At 40.9% G+C, this 23531-nt stretch carries 18 protein-coding genes and 1 tRNA gene; 10 read left to right on the plus strand and 9 right to left on the minus strand.

The features are described from left to right. Positions 1–116: 116 nt before the first annotated feature. Both K1X56_04490 and K1X56_04495 read left to right on the plus strand, forming a co-directional pair. Positions 117–3881: a gliding motility-associated C-terminal domain-containing protein gene (locus tag K1X56_04490; protein ID MBX7093957.1), complete on the plus strand. Its 3765-nt coding sequence runs from the start codon at positions 117–119 to the stop codon at positions 3879–3881. Positions 3882–3892: 11 nt separating this feature from the next. Further along, positions 3893–5305 (plus strand): PorP/SprF family type IX secretion system membrane protein, encoded by a 1413-nt coding sequence (locus K1X56_04495; GenBank protein ID MBX7093958.1) that lies wholly within the window; start codon positions 3893–3895, stop codon positions 5303–5305. 46 nt (positions 5306–5351) lie between these two features. Here K1X56_04495 and K1X56_04500 read toward each other — a convergent pair whose 3' ends face one another. Next, positions 5352–5972: a CoA pyrophosphatase gene (locus K1X56_04500; GenBank protein MBX7093959.1), complete on the minus strand. Its 621-nt coding sequence runs from the start codon at positions 5970–5972 to the stop codon at positions 5352–5354. A 58-nt stretch (positions 5973–6030) separates the two neighbouring features. On the opposite strand from K1X56_04500, the gene K1X56_04505 reads away from it, so the two are divergent. Next, on the plus strand, positions 6031–6795 hold the full coding sequence (locus K1X56_04505; GenBank protein ID MBX7093960.1) for a TerC family protein: 765 nt from the start codon (positions 6031–6033) through the stop codon (positions 6793–6795). A 38-nt stretch (positions 6796–6833) separates the two neighbouring features. Next, positions 6834–6917, plus strand: a tRNA-Leu gene (locus K1X56_04510). A 133-nt stretch (positions 6918–7050) separates the two neighbouring features. Here K1X56_04510 and K1X56_04515 read toward each other — a convergent pair. The 4 genes from K1X56_04515 to K1X56_04530 form a co-directional block, all read right to left on the minus strand. Further along, a complete protein-coding gene (locus K1X56_04515; GenBank protein ID MBX7093961.1) occupies positions 7051–7620 on the minus strand; it encodes a 2,3-bisphosphoglycerate-dependent phosphoglycerate mutase in 570 nt (189 codons plus the stop codon). A gap of 10 nt (positions 7621–7630) precedes the next feature. Further along, positions 7631–9088, minus strand: a complete 1458-nt coding sequence (locus K1X56_04520; GenBank protein ID MBX7093962.1) for a peptidase M17 — start codon at positions 9086–9088, stop codon at positions 7631–7633. A gap of 205 nt (positions 9089–9293) precedes the next feature. After that, the gene (gene elbB / locus K1X56_04525; GenBank protein MBX7093963.1) at positions 9294–9971 is read right to left on the minus strand and encodes an isoprenoid biosynthesis glyoxalase ElbB; all 678 of its coding nucleotides are present in this window, start codon (positions 9969–9971) and stop codon (positions 9294–9296) included. 11 nt (positions 9972–9982) lie between these two features. Continuing rightward, complete coding sequence (locus K1X56_04530) at positions 9983–10921, minus strand: amidinotransferase (GenBank protein MBX7093964.1); 939 nt, start codon at positions 10919–10921, stop codon at positions 9983–9985. Positions 10922–10960: 39 nt separating this feature from the next. Between K1X56_04530 and K1X56_04535 the strand changes: the two genes are divergently transcribed. From K1X56_04535 to bshB1, 3 genes are all read left to right on the plus strand, one after another. Next, positions 10961–11728 (plus strand): M15 family metallopeptidase, encoded by a 768-nt coding sequence (locus tag K1X56_04535; protein MBX7093965.1) that lies wholly within the window; start codon positions 10961–10963, stop codon positions 11726–11728. 40 nt (positions 11729–11768) lie between these two features. After that, positions 11769–12362, plus strand: a complete 594-nt coding sequence (locus K1X56_04540; GenBank protein ID MBX7093966.1) for a glutathione peroxidase — start codon at positions 11769–11771, stop codon at positions 12360–12362. Between the two features lie 65 nt (positions 12363–12427). Further along, positions 12428–13144, plus strand: a complete 717-nt coding sequence (gene bshB1 / locus K1X56_04545; protein ID MBX7093967.1) for a bacillithiol biosynthesis deacetylase BshB1 — start codon at positions 12428–12430, stop codon at positions 13142–13144. 3 nt (positions 13145–13147) lie between these two features. On the opposite strand, the gene K1X56_04550 is transcribed toward bshB1, so the two are convergent. The 4 genes from K1X56_04550 to uvrB are packed head-to-tail and all read right to left on the minus strand — an operon-like array spanning position 13148 to position 17504. Further along, entirely contained in the window at positions 13148–13702 is a 555-nt protein-coding gene (locus K1X56_04550) for a GDYXXLXY domain-containing protein (protein MBX7093968.1), read from the minus strand. Beyond that, positions 13699–14967 carry a DUF2157 domain-containing protein gene (locus K1X56_04555; GenBank protein MBX7093969.1) on the minus strand — a complete coding sequence of 423 codons (1269 nt, stop codon included), beginning with the start codon at positions 14965–14967 and terminating at the stop codon, positions 13699–13701. Before K1X56_04555 ends, K1X56_04550 begins: the two co-directional genes overlap by 4 nt. 49 nt (positions 14968–15016) lie before the next feature. Continuing rightward, positions 15017–15484 carry a hypothetical protein gene (locus K1X56_04560; GenBank protein MBX7093970.1) on the minus strand — a complete coding sequence of 156 codons (468 nt, stop codon included), beginning with the start codon at positions 15482–15484 and terminating at the stop codon, positions 15017–15019. Between the two features lie 4 nt (positions 15485–15488). Next, complete coding sequence (gene uvrB, locus K1X56_04565) at positions 15489–17504, minus strand: excinuclease ABC subunit UvrB (GenBank protein ID MBX7093971.1); 2016 nt, start codon at positions 17502–17504, stop codon at positions 15489–15491. Between the two features lie 120 nt (positions 17505–17624). Here uvrB and K1X56_04570 point away from each other — a divergent pair, with 120 nt between their 5' ends. The 3 genes from K1X56_04570 to K1X56_04580 are packed head-to-tail and all read left to right on the plus strand — an operon-like array spanning position 17625 to position 23519. After that, positions 17625–21038, plus strand: a complete 3414-nt coding sequence (locus K1X56_04570; protein MBX7093972.1) for a PAS domain S-box protein — start codon at positions 17625–17627, stop codon at positions 21036–21038. Further along, positions 21016–21678 carry a response regulator transcription factor gene (locus K1X56_04575; GenBank protein ID MBX7093973.1) on the plus strand — a complete coding sequence of 221 codons (663 nt, stop codon included), beginning with the start codon at positions 21016–21018 and terminating at the stop codon, positions 21676–21678. The genes K1X56_04570 and K1X56_04575 overlap by 23 nt, the downstream gene beginning before the upstream one ends. A gap of 17 nt (positions 21679–21695) precedes the next feature. Further along, positions 21696–23519 (plus strand): PAS domain S-box protein, encoded by a 1824-nt coding sequence (locus tag K1X56_04580; GenBank protein ID MBX7093974.1) that lies wholly within the window; start codon positions 21696–21698, stop codon positions 23517–23519. The last annotated feature ends 12 nt before the right edge of the window (positions 23520–23531 follow it).

Here is a 23531-nt window from a genome sequence, read left to right on the forward strand (position 1 = left end):
GAAAAGATTCCGGAACATCCCGACAAACCTTTTCGTCTATTTATCGTAATAACTGCCCATAGTTATTAACAATTCAAAGTTTATTGTTAATTTCGTAGTGATTTAATCGACAAAGCATGAGGAAAATCTTTACCGGACTATTTTTATCGTCCTTACTTACAACGGGTTATGCCCAGGATCTTGCCATGGCACCACCGCTGGGAACTTTTCTGTCTCCAGTTTCAGGTTGTTCAATGTCGGCCACAGAGGCTGTAACGATCAGGATTTTTAATGCGGGTCCGACCTTACCGGCCGGGACTTCATTCAACGTATCCTATAGTATTAATGCAGGTGCACCGGTTGTTGAACTGGTTACCCTGGCCGCACCATTGGTGAACAATACTACATTGACTTACACCTTTACCAGTACGGCCAACCTCGCTACTGCAGGTACTTATTCCTTCGATGCGAATGTCACCATTGCCGGTGATATCGTTCCTGGAAATGATACCTATACGGGTTATTCGGTGGTGAGCAGTGCTGCAAGTAATGGAGGAACTGCCACAGGCGGAACCAATGTTTGTAATGCTAATAACGCGGGTAATATTACACTTACAGGTACAGTAGGAAATGTCCTTAACTGGGAATATTCAACTGATGCAGGTGTGACCTGGGTAAACATTTCAAATGTGACTACTTCACAATCGTACAACGATTTGGCAGTGGAAACCTGGTATCGTGCCAATGTTCAGAATGCTTCATGTCCGATTGCAACTTCAACCATTGCCATCATGACGATTGATCCTACATCTGTAGGAGGAACAACTGCTGGGGGAACAACTCCGGCATGTTCAGGTAGCAATAGCGGAACCATCACCCTAAGTGGTAAAACAGGAAATGTACTTAATTGGGAGTTTTCTACCAATGGTGGTGTTACATGGACCAACATTGCTAATACTACAACATCGAATGCGTATTCTAATTTAACTGTAACAACCCGTTTCCGTGCACGCGTTCAAAGTGGGTCATGTCCGGCAGTATATTCTTCACAACGTATTATTACTGTAAATCCGGCCTCTGTTGGCGGAACAGTTTCTTCAGATGCTACTGTTTGTTCGGGCGCAAATACAGGAACACTTACATTATCGGGACAAACAGGAACAGTGCAAAGCTGGGAGTTCTCAACTGACGGTGGTGTTTCATGGAATACCATTGCCAATACAACTACTTCTCAAAACTATTTAAATCTTACCCAAACCACCATGTATCGTGCGCGTGTAAGATCGAATCCTTGTTCGGTAGCAACCTCAGTACCTGCTACCATTACTGTTGTTTCTGCAAGTAATGGAGGAACATTAGCAGCGGATGCTACAGTATGTACCGGAGCTAACACAGATACCTTACAAGTAAGTGGTTATTCCGGTAGCATTGTTGGATGGGAATACTCAACCGATGGTGGTACAACATGGAACCCTTATGCATCTACAGCAGATACATTAATCTATACCAATCTTACAACAACAACGAATTACCGTGTTGAAGTTTTAGCAGGTGGATGTACTTCTGCATATTCCAATATGGCAACCATTACGGTTGATACTTTAACAGTTGGAGGAACGGTAAGTGGTAACACTACACTTTGTGCTTCCGGTAACAGCGGTTCACTTACATTGTCGGGTCAAAACGGTACCATTGCTCAATGGGAATCTTCTACCGACGGAGGTATTACATGGAATCCTATTGCAAATACAACCACCACCGAAAATTATTCGAATTTAACGTTGACCACACTTTACCGTGTTCAATCAGCAAGTGGTGTTTGTCCTTCCGGTTATTCCGATACAGCAACTGTAACAGTAGATCCCATCACCGTTGCCGGTGTGGTAGATGCAAGCACAACGGTTTGTTCGGGTAACAATGCTGGTTCTTTAAATCTTACAGGTAGCACCGGTTCGGTATTGAACTGGGAATTTTCTACCGATGGAGGTATTACATGGATTACTATTGCCAATACCACTACTACACAAAACTACAGTAACATTGCTACTACAACACAATATAGAGCAACCGTACAAAGTGGTGTTTGTCCTTCTGCCATTGCAACTGCCGCCGTACTCAGCATCGATGCTCAGGCTGTGGGGGGAACTTTATATGGAGGAACAACCGTTTGTGCTACTTCCAATTCAGGATCTTTAACGCTGGTTGGATTTAATGCTTCAGTTGTGGGATGGGAATTTTCTACGGATGGCGGAGTAACCTATTCTCCAATTGCCAATACTACTCCTTTCTATAATTTCAGTAATCTCACCGGTACAACCGATTTCCGTGTTATCACAGCATCGGGTGTTTGTCCGAATGATACCTCCACCATTGCAACTGTTCAGGTGGATTCTTCTTCAACAGGTGGTTCCGTTACTGCAAACGATACAGTTTGTGCGGGAGCTAATAATGGAACACTGGTGTTAAGCGGACAATCTGGTTCTGTAGTGAACTGGGAAATGTCGAACGACGGTGGTGTTACCTGGATTACTCTTGCAAACGACACACTTACTCAGAGCTATCTGAATTTGATGAATACCACTACTTACCGCGCTAAAGTTAAAAATGGTGTTTGTCCGGCAGTCGGATCTACTCCGGCCACCATCACGGTGAATCAACAATCGGTAGGTGGAGAAATCAATGCCAGCGCTACGGTATGTGCGGGACAAAATTTCGGTGTGCTCAATATTTTTGGTGAAGTTGGAAATATCCTCGATTGGGAAATGTCGCAAGACGGCGGAGTAACCTGGACTGCTTTAGGTAATACCGGTACTACACAATCGTATTCTAATTTAACAGATACCACCTGGTACCATGCCATTGTGCAAAGTGGAATTTGTGCAGCAGATACTTCAGATCTTGCCATTATCAATATGTACCCTTCACCGGTTGCAGGTTTTAATCCGGATACGGTTTGTCAGGGATCACCATTGACCTTTGTAAACACTACCACCAATAGTGTTGGTTTCATTACACTTTACAATTGGACTTTTGGAGACGGTAACACTTCCGGAGCTGTTAATCCAATACATACCTATTCCATTTTCGGAAACATTAATGTGGATTTGTTTGTGATGAACAACTTCGGTTGTACGGATACGGTTTCTCAAATTATTGTAGTCAACAATCTTCCGGTTGCAGATATATTTGCGGGTGGACCAACCAGTTTCTGTTATGGCGACACCGTTCAATTGTTTGCTCCGTTTAACGTAAACTACGCTTATAGCTGGAACACGGGTGAAACCAATTTCCAAATCACAGCCGACACTACATTCGATTATACCGTAACAGTTACCGACGTAACCAATGGTTGTGTAAATACCGATACAGAAATTGTTAACGCCTATCCAATTCCTGTTGCTAATGCAGGTGCTGATACAACAGTTAGCTTAGGCTTTGGTGTAAATCTGATGGGCTCCGGAGGTATATCTTACCAATGGACACCGGCTACAGGATTAGACAATGCCTTTATTGCTAATCCAATGGCTACACCAACCACTACTACAACTTACATTATGGAAGTAAGTAACATCTACGGATGTATTAATTCCGATACAGTTGTTGTAAGTGTAAACAACGATTATCTGGTTACCGTTCGCAATGTGCTTACACCAAATGGTGATGGATTTAATGATAAATGGATCATCGAGAACATTGAAAGTTATCCGGGTAACACGGTTTATGTATATAACCGAAACGGACAAAAAGTTTTTGAAGGCGAAAGCTACATGAATACCTGGGAAGGTACTTATAATAATCAGGCTCTTCCAGATGGTACTTATTACTACGTAATCGAGTTCACCGATTCGGATGTTGTAGTAAAAGGTGCAGTTAACATTATTAGTTCCAACACTAACAAATAATCCGGACAGCCATGAAAAAGTATATATATTCCACTCTTCTGGCCGCTACGGTAGCGGTATCTGCTCAGGCGCAACAATTGCCTTTGTTCAGTCAGTATTACTACAACAAATTCCTCTATAACCCGGCATACACCGGTACAGATGATAATGTAAATGCCTACCTGATTCATCGTTCCCAATGGAAAGATGTTCCCGGAGCTCCGGTAACTTATGCATTAACGGCAGATGGTCCGGTTAAAGCCAAAGAAATCGGATTGGGTGTTTCATTGTTTAACGATCAGACCGATATTTTCAATCGTACCGGTTTGTATACTTCGTATTCGTATCGCTGGAAAGTGAATGCGGATCATCATTTAACGTTCGGACTTTCTGCCGGTGTGGTAGATAATAAACTGGATTTTTCCCGTGCTTCCGTTCGCGATGTAAATGATCCATTATTGTATTCCGATAATCGCAGAAAAATTACCATGGATGCCAATTTCGGGGTAGCTTATTTCTGGAAAGATTTAACAGTTGGATTTTCAATTCCTCAGTTGCTCGGAAATAAAATCAATTACAACGATGGAAATACCAATGTATACACGACCATGAAACGTCATTTTATCGGTAGCGTAGGGTATTCATTGATGATTTCTGAAACACAGCAAATCCGTTTCATGCCGAGCTTAATGACGCGCTACACGAAAGGAAGTCCATTCCAGTTCGATGTCAACGCTAATTTCGACTGGAAAGACATGGTGCGTGCAGGGATTTCTTATCGTCACCAATACGCTGTTGGTTTCAACGTTGGTGCTAAAGTGAACAAGAATCTGGTTGCCGGTTATACCTATGAATACGTTACTTCATCGATAGGTGCTGTAAGTGGTGGCGGACATGAAATCCTGTTAGGTTATTCCTTCGGAAGCAGAGGTGGTCACTCCGGTGATGATGAGCAGATCAAGAAGATGAATGAAAACATGGAGCGTTCGCAAATGGAGAACGATAGCTTGTTGCGTGAACTTCGTAAAAAAGATCAGGAACATACTTCGGAAATTGAGAAGTTAAAAACTGAACTTGAAAACCTGAAAAATCAAAAAGGTAACGATAACAACGAGCAAGGAAATAACAACACTCCTGTAAATGGTGGTACCAATGCGAAAGACATCCGCAAGGAAAATGTAGCGGATTACAGCAATGAAGATGGTCAGCAAATCATTCCCGGTTACTATGTAATCATGGGTTCATTTAAGGTGAAAGAAAACGCTCAAAAAGCGAAGAAAGAACTCGAAGCGAATGCGGCCTATAAGCCAACTATTATTTACAATAAAGTGCGTGGATTCTATTATGTAAACGTATTCTATTCTACCGACGAAGAAGTTGCGTTAGAAATTATGGATGTGTTACGTAAGAGCAAACCTGATGCATGGGTGTTCAATATGAACTAACCAGAAAAGAATAAGAGGAAGGACCGTTAGAAATAGCGGTCCTTTTTTATTTAATAATTTCTCTGATCTCACTTAAAATAGCAGCAGTGGCCCCCCATACAATTTCATTCCCGATGGCGAAATAAGGAACTTGCATTTGTAATCCTTGTCCGGTTTTAACCTTGGTCTCCATTACCACATCGGCTTCCAGCAATCGCAGAATGGGGAATTCGATGAGGTAATTCACTTCGCGCGGATCCGGAACAAAATCCGGACGCCGGTCGAGCCAGGCGATATGTGGTTTAACCAAAAAATTAGAAGGCGGAATATACACTTCACTTAATGAACCAATCACTTGTTGTTTATCGAGATGAATTCCAATTTCTTCAGCACATTCACGGAGTGATGTAACCAATAAGTCGGCATCACTTTCCTCTTTTTTTCCACCCGGAAAACTCACTTGTGCCGAATGCGTTCCGCTGTATTCCTGTCGTTTAATTAATACACTGTTCCATTGATTTTCTTTATCCGGAAACAATAAACACAGCACTCCACTTAAACGTGGATTCAGCTGAGATTGAAGCGCAAGCGTTGCACTGGTTCTTCGGTAAGGAGCCATTTTCTGATGTGCCGAATCGCCGGGTAATCCGTTTTGAATGGCTTGTTCAATTTTTTTTATCAGCTCCATGCCCAAATATATAACCTTATCCTCTTTTGCACGTACATTTGCCCTTCTTAACAACAAAATGGGACAATTTGATTTTCTTTTTTCACTCGATGGAGTGATTGCATTTTTAACACTGGCAGTTTTAGAAATTGTATTAGGTATCGATAACCTGGTGTTTATTTCGATTTTGGTGGATAAAGCACCAAAGGACAAACAGAAGTTTATACGTATGCTCGGATTAACTCTGGCATTGGTTTTTCGTATTTGTATGCTGTTGGGGATTTCCTACATCGCCGGACTAACTGCACCTGTGTTTACCATGGGGAAAAATGAGTTTTCATGGAGAGATCTCATTTTATTAGGCGGAGGTATTTTTCTTATTGCGAAAAGTACGCTTGAAATCCACCACAAATTACGCAGCGCCGGTCAGGAAGATCATGATGAGGAAACAAAGAAGTCGGCTTCTAAAAACATTGTGATGAACATGATCATTCAAATTGTGGTGATCGACATTATTTTCTCCATCGATTCCATTTTAACGGCAGTTGGATTAACTCAGAATGTCACACTCATGATTTCTGCAGTGATCATTTCCATGATTTTCATGATGATATTTTCCGGTCCTGTCGGCACCTTTATCAATAACAATCCCACTATTGTGATGCTTGCTCTTTCGTTTTTATTAATGATCGGTATGCTCCTTGTGGCAGAAGCCTTTGGTCAGGAATTTGACCGTGGTTATGTGTATTTCGCCATGGGCTTCTCCTTAACCGTTGAGGTGCTGAATCTTGTCTTGTTGAAGCGTCTAAACCGAAAAAGAGCACAAGAGGGTAAGGAGGATTGATATTTAATAGGATATTTCTATTTTTGCAGTCCATTCCTGCCCGGATGGCGAAATTGGTAAACGTTGCGGTCTCAGAAGCCGTTGGAGTAACTTCCTTGTGAGTTCGAGTCTCACTTCGGGCACTAAACATTGTGAGTTCTGTCCGATATATATTGCGACCGCAGTCCAGTGAAAATCGGATTTAAACCTTAAAAAATTCGGATAAAATGAAAAAGTCCCGCTATTGCGGGACTTTCTTTTTTATGCTATCTGAATTCAGAACTCATAAATTTTTGGTGTACCGGTAGGAATTTCTACCTGAAGAATTTGTTCGGGTGTCATTTTTTCAATGTACATCATTAAAGCTCTTAAACTATTTCCATGCGCAGCAACGATGATGTTTTTTCCGGATTTCAGCAAGGGTAATATTTCTTTTTCGAAATAGGGAATAACACGATCAGCCGTGTCTTTTAAACTTTCTCCATTCGGTGGAGCAATGTCGTAAGAACGGCGCCAGATGTGAACCTGCTCATCGCCATACTTGGCGGCGGTTTCTGCTTTGTTGGCTCCTTGCAAATCACCATAGTGACGTTCATTCAGTGCCTGGTTTTTAGTTACGGGGATAGCGCTTTGTCCAAGTTCTTCCAAAATGATAGCCAGCGTTCGTTGAGCGCGTTTTAAATCGGAAGTAAAGGCTTGATCGAAGTGCATTCCTTTCAGTTGTTTTCCGGCATTGCGGGCTTCCTCTTCACCCTTTTCGGTGATGTCCACATCAATCCAACCCGTAAAACGATTCTCGAGATTCCAGGCGGATTGTCCGTGGCGGACGATGACTAATTTACTCATGCGTATTTTCTTATTTGCGTTTCTTTTTTAATGCCATTTTTTTGGCAAACTGATAGAGCAGGCGAACTCCAACTCCGCTTGCACCTTTATGGTGATAATCCTTGGCATCTTTTAAAAATGCGGGACCGGCAATATCAATATGTACCCAATTGTAATCGGTAAAACGTGCAAGGAATTTCCCGGCTGTAATAGCGCCTCCGGTAGCACCTCCGATATTACGGATGTCGGCAATGTCCGATTTCAATAAATCATCGTACTCTCTCCAGAAAGGCATTTCTGCTAAACGTTCATAAGTTTCTTCACCGGTTTCAATCAATTCTTTTTTGTACCTGCTTTCGTTGCCCATAACGGCGCTACCGTATTGACCCGTAATCGCTGCTGCTGCTCCGGTAAGTGTGGCAAGATCGATTACCAATTCGGGTTTGTATTTTTTTGCGTACGCAAGAGCGTCTGCAAGAATCAACCGTCCTTCTGCATCGGTATTCTGAACTTCCACTGTGGTTCCATCGTGCATGGTAATTACATCATCTACTACCAATGCACTTCCATTGATGCGGTTATCGGTCGCGGGGATGAGTCCCACAACATATACCGGTAATTTATTTTTAGCAATAGCTGTTATCGCACCAACTACTGCAGCAGCGCCGGCCATATCGCATTTCATGGTTTGCATTACGCCGCCCACTTTCAGGGAGTAACCACCAGTATCGAATACAACGCCTTTACCAACTAAAACCAAAGGTTGAGCATTGGCTGCTCCACGCGGTTTATAGGTAAGAATGTTAAAGGTGGGAGGAATGTCGCTACCCATATTTACACCGAGTAATCCACCCATGTTAAGGGCTTTTATCTGTGCTTTATTTAATACCTCTACCGAGAATCCATTGGCTTTACCCAATTTCTCCATCTCCTTCGAGAATTTAACGGCGTCGAGTGTAATTACCGGCTCATTCACCAAATCTTTGGTGATGGAAACCGCTTCCATTAGCTGGACAAACTCTTTCAATTCAGTTTCGGAAAGTACGCCGTTTTCAAGGGTGATTTTGTTCAGTGTATTGAGTTCCGATTTCTTGCTTTTGTATTTCAAAAACTGATAACTGCCCAATTCCAATCCTTCTAAAAAGGCGAAGAGGTCGGCACGGTTAAATGCATGGGAAAGTCCCAATAAAGCCACTTCTTTCTGCTTTTGTGCATTGAGTAATTTACCAATACGGTTTCCGAATGCACGAATGGATTCGAGACGATAGGAATGTTCTTTTTCTTTTGAAAAATAAAAAGCAACCGTAATTTTTTTCTTTCCGTTATAGGTAACCAGGGTGTCCGGTTTTTCAGCTGCAATTTTTTCGAGAATGATTTCCTTATGCAGGTTCAGTTCAGGGAAATGTGCGATTTGTGAAGCCTTCTGAATGAAATATACTGCTTCATTATATTTTTCTCCTTTTTTGAGAATACTAAAGGTTATAGCCATGGGTTAAATTTTGGGTAAAAATAACCCCCGGAAAGGAATAATGCAATTAAGTTCGACTCAGAATCGTAATCCCAATGAAAAATCGCCTCGTAAATTGAAAACGGTATAGCGAGTGGAGGCCATTATCTCCAGAACCTGCTATCTTATACCAACTGAAATGTCATTCTTATTAAAGGGTGTGGCAAAAATGGTTGCTTTTTTTAAATTATTTCAGCAGTTCCGCAATAGCCTGATCGATATTCCGTTTTACCTCGATTATCGAAGCCTCCATCATGTAACAAGGTGCAGATATAATCCTGTACTGTGTATCAATTTCCAATTCCCGAATTGATTTCATCACCGCGGTGGCGCCGGTGGCTTCTATACCCGATGAAATGGCAGCAATATCATAAGGCGATTTTTCGGTGGTAGTGCCTACGGAAAGAGAAGGATGGTGTTCTGTTCCCTGTAAAGCTTTGGCAACTACGGTGGGACCCATACACAAGGCGGCGATGGGTTTTTTCGATGCGACCATTTCGCGTATGCAGCGCTGAACTTCAGGATGGATTTCGCCATCGGGTCCCTTAAACGCCCACTGCGTTAAATTTTTTGCAGCTCCGAATCCACCGGGAATAACCAAAGCATCAAAATCAGTTGCGTTAAATTGAGCGAGGTCCTTGATTTCCCCCCGTGCAATACGTGCCGCTTCGGTTAAAGCATTGCGACTCTCTTTCATTTCTTCACCTGTAAGGTGATTGATGACGTGGTATTGAGAAATATTTGGTGCAAAACAATGATACGATCCGCCATTTTCGGCAATTGCCAATAAGGAAAAAACGGCTTCCTGAATTTCGGAACCATCATAAACACCGCAACCGGAAAGTAGAACTGCAACTTTTTTCATAGGTAGATTTTTTAAAAACGAGGTTTGGCATGAATCCCTGCTAACATACAACGCAAACTTCCGCCTCCGATTTTCTCAATGAGTGGAATAGGGAAAGCAATGCATTTTATATCTGCAGGTAATGCTGCTAATTGATTTTTTTCTAAATGCATTAAAGCTGTTTCACTTAAGAGTAAACACTTTTCTCCAGCCTTATTTTTCACTTCGAGCATGTTTCCGCAAAAGGCCGACATCTGTTGGATGGAAATTGGAATGACCTGAATTTGATCGGCCTCCAAATGTTTGCGAACCATACTCGCTTCTAATGGATCACTGATGGCGTCGAGACACACAAAGGCATATCCGCTGCCGATATTCATCACCACATTGGTGTGATAAACCTGTTCAGCTTTTGGTCCCAGCGCTTCAAATACGATCGGTGTATAATCAATTCGATGACACAATTCGCGCACTAGTTTTTCATTGGTGCGGGGCGAGATGCAGGCGTATGCTTTATGGTGAACATGATCAAAAACAATGCTGCCCGTTCCTTCTAAAGCGATATTGTTTTCTTCTGCAGGACTCAAATCGATGATGGTGGTTATCTCAAATTTTTTCCTCAGTTCTTCTACGACCTGCATATTACGTTCTGCTCTTCGGTTGGGCGTGAGCATGGGGAACAAAACCAGTGTTTCGTCCGGTTGAATGCAAATCCAGTTATTGGGAAAAACCGCATCGGGTGTAATTTTTTCCGGAACAGAATCGAATACCAAATAGGCAATGTTTTCGCGGCGTAAAATTTCCAGTACCTGAGAAAATTCCTGCATCACCTGGTGATGATCTTCCATTTCCAATTGCTGTTGAAAGGAATTGGATGAAGCCGTTTCGGGATTAAATCCGAAATGTGTGGGTTTCACCAGAAAAACAAAAGATGGCGATTGTTCGGACATGAAAATTCTTAATAAATCCAAATAAACAAATTTTTTTAGCCACAATTCCTATTTTTGAGAATGCGTATGTATAAAATTATTATTCCACTGTTTGGTTGCTTTCTTTTTTCCTGTTCTTCCCCTGAACAAAAAAGTAGCGAAAATCATTCTTCTGATACATTGTTTAAATCGGAACAGGCTGATTCTACTAGTGATGATTTGATTCAAGTGGAAGATACCTGTCAGCTGGAAAAAGATTTAATTGCATCGGGATTGGTTTGTGTGAATGGTATGTGTCCGGCGATAAAGGTTGACCTCCGTTATTCCGATACGCTGAATTTAGTGGGCGAGGATATGTATGGTGATTTATCACGTTTGTATTTGCATCCGGAAGCAGCAAAAAAATTATGTAAGGCACAGGAATTACTTTTTAAAGAAGATTCTACCTTACATCTGCTGGTTTACGATGGTGTTCGTCCACGTCGCGTTCAGCAAATGTTGTGGGATAAAGTGGATCTTCCTCCCTCTCAAAAGGGAAAATTTGTTTCTAATCCTAAAAACACTTCATTGCATAATTATGGTTGTGCGGTTGATATCACCATCGTGAGAGAAAACGGAGAGGTGCTGGATATGGGGACCAATTACGACGATACCGCCATTCTTGCGCATCCGGACCTGGAGGTGTTTTTCTTAAAAGAAAAGCAATTAACCGAAACTCATATTCAAAACCGGAAACTGCTGCGAAAGGTGATGCAGGGCGCCGGATTTTTTGGTATTTCCTCTGAGTGGTGGCACTTTAATGCCTGCACCCGCGAATTTGCCCGGGCTAATTACAAAGTGATTGAATAATTGAACTTTTTTTGGTTAGTTTTGTTTAAACCCAAAAACCATGAAACGTATTCTCATTTCCGGTGGTATTCTTGTTTTGTTTTCAGGACTTTTTATACTGAACAGTTCCTGTACATCAGAAAAGGTTGCAACCACCGCCAATCCTACTGTAACCATGAAAACTATTTATGATTTTAAAGTCACCGACATTAACGGTTCCGCTTTTGATTTTGCTTCTCTAAAAGGAAAAAAAATTCTGGTAGTAAATACCGCGAGTGAATGCGGATTAACACCTCAATACGAGCAATTGGAAGAATTGTATAAAAACTATGGTGGAGATAAATTTACCATCGTTGGTTTTCCTGCAAATAATTTTGGTCAGCAAGAACCGGGTACCAATGATGAAATCAAAACCTTCTGCAGCAGAAATTATGGTGTGACTTTCCCCATGATGTCGAAAATTTCTGTGAAGGGAGATGATCAGCATCCATTGTACAAATGGTTAACCCATAAGTCGGAAAATGGAGTAGGGGATTACGAAGTAAAATGGAATTTCCATAAATTTCTCATTGATGAAAATGGTCACCTCGTTCGCGATGTGGATCCACGTACATTGCCTAATGATCCGATCATTACCGACTGGATTAAGAAATAAAGAGAAAGTCCCGAAGTTTTCGGGATTTTTTTTTGTCCTTTGTTAACTTTGTCAAAATCCCTCTCATGAAAATCGATCTTCTCGCTTTTGCCGCTCATCCCGATGATGCAGAATTATCTGCCTCGGGTACATTGATTCATCACAAAATGTTGGGTAAAACAACGGGTGTTATTGATCTTACCAGAGGTGAACTGGGTTCCCGAGGTTCGGTGGAATTGCGTAAACAGGAAGCGGAGGCCGCATCAAAAATCATGGGACTTGATCTCAGGGAAAATCTGGGAATGTCCGACGGATTTTTTGAGGTGAACGAAGAAAATCTGCGCAAGGTGATTACCGCTATTCGTAAATACCAGCCGGAGATTATTCTTGGTCCGGCATTAGAAGATCGTCACCCCGATCATGGTCGTGCAGCACAATTGATTTCGCGTGCCACATTTCTTGCGGGATTAGCAAAAATTGAAACTGAAGAGGATGGTAAAAAACAATCGATCTGGAGAGCAAAGGCGGTCTATTATTACATCCAGGATAAATTGCTGAAGCCGGATATTGTGGTGGATATCACGCCCTATTTCGATAAAAAACTTGAAGCTATCATGGCCTATAGTTCACAGTTTTATAATCCGGATTCCAAGGAACCGCAAACGCCTATTTCTACCAAGGAATTTTTCGAATATGTAAAAGCTAAATCGCTTACATTCGGACGATCCATTCAATGCATGTACGGCGAAGGTTTTAACATTGAGCGTACGCCCGGTGTGAATTCACTGTTCGATTTGAAATAAACTTTATTTCATCTGTTTTCTCAGGTAATCTTTCAGCGGTTCATCCTGGTAATAAACTTCCATTAAAATCGCTTTGCCGTCGTGAATATTTACCGTTGCGTAAAATTCATTATCGTCGCGCGTCATTTCATTATACGAGGATTCTGCTAATGGAGCAAGATCTTCATTCATGTAATACTTATCGAAGGGCACCATAAATTGGACAAACTTATCATTCACCCATCTCACTTTCGTTTCAAAGTAATCGCGTTCCTTCGGAATTTCACTGCTTACAGAATGAAAATAGGCCCAGCCATCTTTATCGCGGTCAACCGCTACATAACATTTTCCTTCGGGATAAAAATTTCCTTCGCCGGCTGCTTCGGTGCTTGTGTTAAAACGTAAAACGATATATCGTCCACGCATAAAATCTACCGGGTCTACCGGACGCAAAGCAAATTTATAAATGGATTTTTCATTGCTGATGTGCATTTCATTACTTACCACCAGGTAGACCGGAACGGCAAGGACAATAAGAAATACACCCAATATGACCGTTAATTTTTTTCGTGAATTCATTCTTTCTCTTCGATACGTTTGCTATACACTGAATTGAAAACAAAAAAGGCTACACCTACGGAAATGTAAATCATTCCTTTTAACAGAAACGGAATATCGGTATCGAAATAGCGGACAATCATGTGGACCGAAAATACTGTTACACCGAAAACGATGAGTCGCGCAATTTTGTGGTGGAGTCCGTGTTGCAGGTACCAAACAGCCAATCCCAATAAATACAGATTAATCAATACCCGTGCAAAAACATCCGAATCGGATAGAGCAGTGAGCATGGCGAGCAACATGACTATGGGAAAAGAGAAGATGGCCAGGTTCAGATCATCGCCCTTATCTTTTTGTTTCCAGAAGAAATAAGAACTTAATGCAGCGAGAGCGATGGGTACAACGTAATTCATGAAATAAATCATTTCTTTTTCCGGTTCACCGCCTCCCATCCATGGCATGAATTCGCGATAGGGATTTTCTTCACTCAGGTATCCGTCTGCACGTAAGGTTGCCAGTAAAACTCCTTTTACGGAAAACACAATGGCAAAGGCGGCAATGGAGTAAATACTCACGGATTGAAAAGGTCGTTTCCAAAAGCGGTCCTGCTGTCCGTAAAATTCCTTTCCTAAACTGTACATGAATAAGGCGCCAAGAATAACGGTGATGTAATGATTGGCCGAAGTGGAGTAGTAAATAGTATAAGTCAAGCTTAGTGCCAGCGCCCAACCTAAAATGGTTCCGCGATAAGAGAATACATTTTGTTTTTGGATCATGAGGAAATAGGGAACAAGTCCGATTAAAAACACCCAGTACCACAATACTTCATCGGGAACGGAATAAAAGCGAAACCAACGCAGATTACTTATGTAAGCGGCGTAAACATAAACGGAAATTCCAACGGTATAAAAGATGGCTACCGATGTAGAACGGCTGATGTAAATGAGTGGCAATACAATGAGCATCCAGACAAACATGAATTTATCAATGCCTCCGCCCATATTATACACTTGCGAAACGAGGGCCAGTGATGATCCCACCATTAGGGCAAGGAACAATGAACTGCATTCGCGCCAAACGGTGGATTCCGATTTTTTCATTTCCATGTAGGCATAACTTCCCATACCAATCAGGATCGGAAAAAAGCTGAGGATAATTCGAATTCCACGAGGGAAGTCGTCCCAATTATGCGCAAAAATGGATATGATACCCGCGCTGAGCGCAATGGTTCCTAAATTACCAATGGCAATACGCGATAATGAAAACAGACGGGTTTGGTTCATGGTTTTGGTTTTTACCAATTTAGCGAAAAACCCGACAAAATAAAAGCTGTTAATAAGTATAGGTAATCCGCTCTTTCCAACCCTGGAGAGTAAGGATAACGGTACCGGGACCATTCGCCGGATTACGAATGGATTTAATATTGAAACGATAGGTTTTTGTCAACAAAGCCCTACAGGCATCTCCATTGTTTTCGTGCAGTAAAAATATGGCTGCTTGAACTGGCATTGATTTTTTATACATGCCGTTAAACGCAAGATCAAACTGATGTTCTTTGCAACCACCGCTATAACTAACGGTGATGGATAAAATATCACCCGAAAGGGTGACGGTATCGATGGTGAATGGATCATGATCTGCGGTGATTTCAAGATTGGGATCCACTTTAATGGAGGGAATAGAATCGTTGGTCATGCCACTGATGGATTTTGTATCGCCGGAATTTTTTTTGTGCGATTTGCAGGCGGTCATTCCCAATGCAATTACCAATAAGAAGACCAAAATAGTTCGCGTTTTCATAATGCTATTTTGTTTTTAATAATTCCATCAGCGAAAAGACTTCATCGCGTAAACGTGCAGCTTCGATAAAGTTTTCTCCTTTCGCTTCGCTTTCCATTGCTTTTTTTACTTTCTCAATATGAATCAGTAATTCATCTTTCGTGAGGTATTGCATCACCGGATCTGCAGCTGAGTTAATAATATCTTCTCCTGCATAAGGCGTAAGTTTGTCCTCCGGTTTATTTCTACCAAAAGCCAATGGCGACTCCAGCGATTTCATAATCTGCTTCGGTGTAATATTATGTTCCTTGTTGTACTGCATTTGTTTTTCACGTCGGCGATTGGTTTCTGTGATGGTTTTGTTCATGGAGTCCGTCATTTTATCGGCGTACATGATTACTTTCCCATTCACATTCCGTGCCGCTCTTCCTACAGTCTGTACCAAAGATCGTTCCGAACGTAAAAATCCTTCTTTATCAGCATCCAAAATAGCAACCAGCGAAACCTCGGGTAAGTCGAGTCCTTCCCTTAACAGATTCACACCAATCAGTACATCAAACATTCCTTTGCGCAAATCGTGCAGGATTTCTACACGTTCCAGGGTGTCAACATCACTATGAATATAGCGACAACGAACCGCCATTTTTTCCAGGTATTTTGCCAACTCTTCGGCCATTCGTTTGGTTAATGTCGTTACCAACACCCGTTCATCGCGATCGGTTACCGTGGCAATTTCCTCCAATAAATCATCGATCTGATTGGCAGAGGGACGAATTTCGATTACCGGATCGAGAAGTCCGGTTGGACGAATAACCTGCTCCACTACAATACCACCGGATTGTTGCAATTCGTAATCGGCTGGCGTAGCACTTACATAAATAATTTGTTTGGTGAGCGATTCGAATTCCTCGAATTTGAGTGGACGATTATCCAATGCAGAAGGTAGTCGAAATCCATATTCAACCAGATTCACTTTCCGCGAACGATCGCCACCGTACATGGCTCGAATTTGCGGAACGGTAACGTGACTTTCATCGATCACCATTAAAAAATCATTGGGAAAATAATCGATCAGGCAGAAAGGTCGTGTTCCCATTTCGCGCTGATCGAAATAGCGGCTGTAATTTTCAATTCCGCTGCAATAACCCAACTCGCGAATCATTTCAAGATCGAAATTCACCCGTTCTTCCAGTCGTTTTGCTTCGAGATGTTTTCCGATTTCTTTAAAATATTCAACCTGTTTTACCATATCCTGCTGAATTTCCCAGGTGGCATTTTTAATCACATCACGACTGGTGACAAAGATGTTGGCAGGAAAAATATTGAAGACTTCATGTTTATCGATGGTTCTGTAATTGACCGGATCAATGGTTTCGAGCCGTTCAATTTCATCGCCCCAAAACACCACACGCAATGCGTGATCTGCATAAGCCAGCCAGATGTCGACCGTATCTCCTTTTACTCTGAAATTTCCGCGGTTAAAATCGGCTTCGGTTCGTGAATATAATCCATCTACCAGCTTATGTAAAAACTGATTTCTGGAAATGACTTGTCCGACTTTGATGGTTACTTTCCCCTTCGAAAATTCGGATGGATTTCCCATACCGTAAATGCAGGAAACTGATGAAACAACAATTACATCGTTTCTTCCGGACAACAACGAAGAAGTGGCCGACAAGCGGAGTTTTTCGATTTCATCATTAATGGCTAAATCTTTTTCGATATAGGTATCCGTCACCGGGATATAAGCCTCTGGTTGATAGTAGTCGTAATAACTCACAAAATATTCCACCGCATTATTCGGAAAAAACTGTTTGAACTCTGCATAAAGCTGTGCCGCCAGCGTTTTATTGTGCGATAATATTAAAGTGGGTTTCTGTACATTTTGAATCACATTGGCCACCGTGAAAGTCTTACCCGAACCGGTAACACCCAACAAGGTTTGTGCAGGCTCTCCCCGCTGAATTCCTTCCGTGAGCTGACGTATCGCCTCGGGCTGATCGCCGGTGGGGGAAAAATCGGAAGAAATAGTAAGGCTCATATAATCAAATATTTACAATTTGCAATTATAGGTATTTTTACCTATATTTTTTTTGCCAAAACAGGTACTTATAGCAGTATTACTGTGGATAAGGACCATTAACTTTAATTGACTCAAAATATGCCTCAAGATAAGGGAAAAATAGAAAGTGCAGAGATCCGTTTCAGGTCCGATTCCGAAGGAGATTTGTTATTGGTGCTCGATCGCCAGTTCAATTTGCGGTTTGCGTTTGGATCATTGCCTCATTTACTGGAGAAAAATTTAAAAGAAATTAATCATGAAACCCTCCAGTTAATATTGCCTGCTTCCATCCGATCCGCTATACTCAATGATTTAACGGAACAGGAAGAATATTTTACAAGTGTGGAAATTCCCGATGAAATGGGACATCAGCAAATCGTAAAATTAACTGTTCACCTGGAAGATCATTTGTTTATTTGCCGTTTTCATCACGATACGAATCATGCGCAATTGCATAAACCTATTTCCGGTCAACAAAGTGAGATTTTTTTGCACTTAGTACGGAATTTAGACGATGCCATTTGTATTTCGGATGATGAAGGTGCGATTCTTTTTGCCAATGCTCTTTTTAGAAAACATTTTTTCGGTACCGACGAAAAAGTGGGTATGTCCTTTCAGGATGCATTAAAGCGATTGAATCCGGAAAATGGAAGTGCAACTGTTTTACTTCCGAAATCCGGAAAAAAAGTGGGAGTAAAATTATTTTCCTACGATAAAAAGGAAGTCCTCGATTTCGAATATTACTGCTTACCGAATGTAGAGGAGAATCACCGGTCCTATTCCGTTCATGTGTTTTCTGAAATGCTGATAGTTCCTCCCCAGTTAGAACAGTTTTCTGAAAATGAAATGAAATACCGTCGTCTGATTGACAGCAGTGATGATATTTATTTCGTTTCGGAAGTGGATAATAATGGTGTGTTGATTTTAAAGGAAGTCTCTGAACGCATCAAAATTCTCGCGGGTTATGATCCTTTGGAAATTATTGGTCAACCGACCATTTCCTTTTATGGCAATTCAACCGATCAGGAACTTATTCGAAAAGAATTGCTTGAAAAAGGCGTGATTCACGAAAAAGATCTGTTGATGCTGCATCGTGATGGTCATTATATCTGGACCTCCTATTCTGCAAGAGCCTATATGGAGAATGGCAGAATGGTGATTCGTGGAATAATGAAAGATATTTCCAAACGGAAAAATGCTGAAATAATGTTGCGGGAACGTGAAAGTTTCTATCGCGCTTTAATTGAGAATTCATTGGAGATTGTTGCGATTATTGAATCAACCGGAGTCATAAAATTTATTTCCACAGCCACCAAGGCCATTATGGATTATCACCCGGTGGAGCTGATTGGAAAAAATGTGTTTGAATTTTTCCATCCCGAAGAACGACAACAAGCTATTGATTCCTTTACCCGTCGCGCCATTGAAGGTGGAATTGGACGGAGATTGGATTGGAGAGTGCGGACCAAATCAAATGAATACCGCTGGTTGAGTGTTATGATCAATAACCTGATGGAGAATGAATCGGTAAGCGGGATGGTGGTAAATGCTATTGATGTTACCGATCGCTTTAAAGCAGAAACCCAATTGCATCTTTCGAATGCACGATTGGAAAAACTGAATCTAGTGAATCAGTTGTTGTTGGTTTCTAATTCCATTAACGACATTCTCGATGGTGTGGTTCAAACCCTTATGGAAGATGTAGTAAAATGCGATTTTGGTCAAATAGTTATTGGTAAAAATTCGCCTTTGGACAATAAGCATATTCCTGTTTATTCAGCCGGTTATACCATTGAACGGGTAGTAATGGAAATTCCTACCAATTTCGAAGACCACGAATTAACGCATGGAAAATATACCTACATCGAAGATGTGTTTGCCAAGGAAATACTAACTGAAAATGAATTGTATTTTCATGAAAAGGGAATTCGATCATACGTTTGTTTTCCGCTGGAAGTCCACGGACAAATTGTCGCCGCTTTACGATGGGGTAGCAAAAAACCATCCTTTTTTTCTAAGGATGTATTAGAATTTATTGATGTGGTTATTGTTCAGGTTCTATTGGGTATTAATGATATTATGCTCAAAGAAGAATTGCTGAACTCACGGATGGAGCAAAATGCAATTATTGCCGCAAATCCCGATTTAGTCATTCGTTTAAATAACAAAGGGATTTTTCTGGATGTTTACGGGAAGCACTTTAAACAATTATTTAAGGATCATAATAACATTATCTCTAAATCTGTAGAAGAAGTATTTCCCTTCTACGCAGCAATGATGATTCAGCAGAATATTAAAAAATCACTGCATGAAAATCAGATTGTAGAAGGTTATTTTGAGATGTTCTATGAAGGTTATGTACATTTTTTCGAAGCAAGGATATCACCTTTAAAAACGGATCAGGCTATTTTGGTGATTCGTGAAGTGACCGAAAAAATGAATGCTGAACGTTCTTTAAAAACAAGGACCATTGCACTGGAAGAATCGCCTGATGGAATTTTTATTGTGGAGAAGTCATCTAACACCATTGTTTATGTGAATCATTCGTTTAAGGAAATCATTGGAAATTCTATTCCGGATTTGGTTGGTATGAAATTTTTTGGTGAGCAGGTTACTGAAATGTTTGCTCCATGGATGTCGGTATTACTTGATGAAAATGAACAGGAAAGCGCATTAATGGCTATGCGTGAAGGTAAGAAGTACCTAAAAGAGATACAGTTTAAAAATGAAGATTCATTCCGCTACCTGATGTTTACCTTGTATTCGGTGGATGAAGGAGAAGAGAAAATCAGTTATGTTGGACTGGTTCGTGATATTTCTGCTTTAAAAATATTAGAGAAAAAATTATTGGCTTCTGTAGTTGAAGCCCAGGAAGAAGAACAAAAACGGATTGCGGCTGATTTGCACGATGGATTAGGTCAAACCCTCACGGCAGTGAACCTTCATTTTAATGCCTTAATTAATACACACGAGGATATTCAGCATACAGAATTGGCAGAAACAACCAGTAAATTGATTCACCGCGCCATTCAGGATACACGACAGATTTCGCATTCCTTTATGCCTTCCTCGTTAGAGAAATTCGGATTGGTTCAAACCATGAATAATCTGGTGGATAGTTATAACCGACTGGAAACCGGAATTAAAATTCGTTTTGTATCCTTTCTGGAGGATGATGTTTTCATTAATCCTTCCATTGAAATTGCACTCTATCGGATTTTTCAGGAATTGCTCAATAATTCGGTTAAACATTCTAAAGCCACTGAGTTTCGTGTGATTTTAAGAATGGAAGATGAAAAAATTGTTCTTCAATGTGAGGATAACGGCATTGGCTATAATCCAAAAGAAGTTTCATCCGGAATCGGATTAAACAATATAAAAGTTCGTGTTCGTTTTTGCAATGGATCTATATTAACAGAATCCGGAAAAGGAAAAGGAACCATCAATGTAGTTCGTGTACCAACAACACTTAACCCAAATACAAGCAATTATGAAAAAGGTTCTCTTAGTTGATGATCATAAGATCATTCGCGATGGTATTAAAGCCATCTTTAAACCAACCGATGGCATTCAGATCGTGGGAGAATGTGAAGATGGAGATGAAGTGCTGGACTTTCTGAAAAACCATGAAGTGGATGTGATCCTGATGGATATCAATATGAAACGATTGAATGGAATTGAAGCAACGGAACTGGTAAAACAGGATTATCCGGATGTAAATGTCATTGCTTTATCCATGTACAACGAAGAAGGTTTTATTTCGCGTATTCTCAAAGCCGGTGCGATTGGGTATTTGCTAAAAAATGCCGGTAAACAGGAAATCATTTCGGCGATCAATTCTGCTGCAGAAGGAAAAAGTTATTTCGATAAAGAAGTAGCAGAGGTGATGATGTCGAAATTCCTGAGGGTGGATAATGGAGCTAAAAAAGCGAAAAACAATCAATTCTTAATATCGATCGACGATTTAACCAAACGCGAAATTGAAGTGATAAAACTGATAACCGAAGAATTAACTACACAGGAAATCAGTGAAAAATTATTTATATCTCCCCGTACGGTTGATTCCCACAGACGAAATCTATTGCAGAAAATAGGAGTGAAGAACACCGCTGGATTGGTAAAATTTGCTTTGCATTATAAAATTATTGATTAAGTCTTTTTGCGCATAATATGCCATTAAATTCCGGTTTTAAAAGCCAGGTATTTGAGAATCTTTTTCAGCATTTACCAGGATTCTTTTTTCGGTCGACCACCGAAGCGAATTGGCCGTTTTTGTATTTTACCGGAAAAGTAAATGAACTGCTCGATGAAAGTGGAGTAACACTTATTCAAAAAAACACAGGGTTTTTAGATATTATTCATCCTCTTGATATCAACGATTTTCATAAGGCCTATAAGGACACCATTGCGCTGAGGGGAAATTTTAATTTTCGTTTTCGTTTAAAAAGTAACACCGGAAAAATCACCTGGGTTCGAACACATACTTGTCCGGTTTACTCCGACAAGGGTGAAGTTTTATTTCTGGAAGGATACATTCAGGAAATATCGGATTACGACAATGAATCTAAAACTGTTTTTAACACCGCATTTCATAGTCTCCGGGAAGCGCTTACCAAAAGTTCTATCGTATCCATTACGGATGTTGAAGGGAAGATTGTATTTGCCAACGAATTGTTTTGTTACTATAGTAAATATTCCCGGGAGGAATTAATCGGTAAATCGCATGCCGTCATTAATTCCGGTTTTCATCCGCGTGAGTTTTTTGCTGATTTATGGAGAACCATTAAATCCGGAAAAACCTGGCGTGGCGAAATAAAAAACAAAGCAGCTGATGGATCCTATTATTGGGTAGAAACGGTGATTGCCCCAGTATTGAATGCCTCGGGCGAGATTGCTAATTTTCTTTCCATCCGGAATATTATCACCGAAAAAAAAGAAATTGAATCGCGCTTAAGTGAATATAAACATGCACTGGATAATTCGAATGATCATATTTACCTGGTAGACCCAAACAGTATGCGGTTTACGGATGTAAATTATTCGGGCTATACCGATCTTGGTTACCGAAGATCTGAAATCCTGGAGATGGGTCCGCTCGATATTATGCCTGACTATACAGTTGACGATTTCCGGAATATCCTGTATCAATTGCGTTCCAGCTCCAATAACCGGGTTATCTTTAATACGCTTCACCAACGGAAGGACGGCGCTTCTTTTCCGGTTGAAATATCCCTGTCATCTTTTATTTCATCGGATCAGAAGTTTCATGTGTTAATGGCTGCTCGTGATGCTTCCATACGCGAATCAGATCGCAAAAAACAACAAATGAATGCGATTGAAACCGAGGAAAAAAAACGCGCCTTAATTGCCCGGGATTTGCATGATGGTGTTTCGCAAAATCTGGCTGCGGTAAATATGATGCTGATGTCGGTAGAAGAAGAAACAGCGGAGATGTGTCCCGATTTAAAACATCGTTTGGCCGACATTAAATCTTTACTGGCAAAATCGATCGATGATGTAAGGAAAATTTCTCACGACCTGATGCCGCGGGAGATTAGTGCTTATGGAATTTGTAAATCCGTAGAAACGCTGGTTCAACGCTTGAGTGTAAGCAGTGATATTGAAACCGATCTTGTTTTAAATGGCAAAGAACCGGTATTACCCATTTCCATTCGTGTTAACGTGTACCGTATTATTGATGAGTTTATCAATAATGTACTTCGGCATTCGGATGGAAAACGACTGACGATCAAAATTTCATTCGGCAGGGATACATTGAGTATTCAATTGCAGGATCATTGTAGCGGAAAATATTTTGGTTCTGTAGCCGGTTCCGGTATTTCTATTTCCGAAATGATTAGCCGCATGAAATTCCTCGATGCCGAACATGAATATTTTGTTCGAAGAGGGGAGGGGATTTTTCTGAATCTTAAGCTCAATTTGGTGGAAAAGGGACCCGAATTGCAGGAGAATATGGTATATCCATTAATCTGATTGCAGAAACTA

The organism is Flavobacteriales bacterium (assembly GCA_019694795.1).
In the GTDB taxonomy this organism is placed as follows: domain Bacteria; phylum Bacteroidota; class Bacteroidia; order Flavobacteriales_D; family UBA2798; genus UBA2798.